This window comes from Paratractidigestivibacter sp. (genome assembly GCF_052362415.1).
Taxonomy (GTDB): domain Bacteria; phylum Actinomycetota; class Coriobacteriia; order Coriobacteriales; family Atopobiaceae; genus Paratractidigestivibacter.
Genome location: NZ_DAWEMK010000116.1, coordinates 2,373 through 3,345 on the forward strand (window position 1 = coordinate 2,373; position 973 = coordinate 3,345).

General features: G+C 63.2%; 1 protein-coding gene. It reads right to left on the minus strand.

What is annotated here, in order from left to right; genetic code table 11:
• Positions 1-747, minus strand: a 747-nt coding sequence (locus ACT84W_RS09355) for a class I tRNA ligase family protein (RefSeq protein WP_444329005.1), incomplete at its 3' end; no start/stop codon positions are given.
• Between the last annotated feature and the right edge of the window lie 226 nt (positions 748-973).

A 973-nucleotide genomic window follows, 5' to 3' on the forward strand; every position in this document is an offset into this window, starting at 1 on the left:
GTCCTCGGCCGCGAGCGCGAAGTCGATCTCGGCGCCCTCGGAGCGGCCGATCCAGTTGCGCTGCTGCGCCTTGACGTTCTCGGGCCAGCCGTCGAGCTGGTCGAGGTCGTCGAGGAGCTCCTGGGCGTAGTCGGTGATCTTGAGGTACCACTGCGAGAGCTCGCGCTTCTCGGGCACGGAGCCGCAGCGCCAGCACTTGCCGTCGACGACCTGCTCATTGGCAAGGACCGTGTTGCAGGAGGGGCACCAGTTGACCGGCGAGGTGCTGCGATAGGCCAGGCCCTTCTCCCACATCTTGAGGAACATCCACTGGCCCCACTTGTAGTACTCGGGGTCGCAGGTGTTGAACATGCGGTCGTAGTCGTAGGAGAAGCCCATGCGCTTCATGGTCTTGACGGCCTGGGCGATGTTCTGGTGGGTCCACTTGCCCGCCTGGGTGTTGTGCTTGATGGCGGCGTTCTCGGCGGGAAGACCGAAGGCGTCGAAGCCCATCGGGTGGAGGACGTCGAAGCCGCGCATGCGCGCCTGGCGCGCCATGGCGTCGCCGATGGTGTAGTTGCGCGCGTGGCCCATGTGGAGGTCGCCCGACGGGTACGGGAACATCTCCATCACGAACTTCTTCGGCTTGGCGGGGTCCTCATCGGTCTTGTAGAGCTCCGTGTCGGCCCACGTCTTCTGCCATTTGGTCTCGATGGCCTCGGCGTCGTAGGCCGGGACCTCGAAGGTGCTTTTAGCGTCGTCGCACATGAAAGCGCTCCTTTGCCTGCTCATACGGTAACTTATTGATTGTAGCAGGCATCGTGCGCCGTATTGCCCCCGTCGCTCGCAGGTTACAAAGTCGGGCTAGTTCTGGAGCTCCTTGCTCATCGCGTTGTAGCCGATCATGACGGCCCAGACATAGGCGCAGGTCTTCGGGATCATCAGCATGCCGATCATGGGAACCGCCTCGGCCCACAGCACGACCGGGATGTAG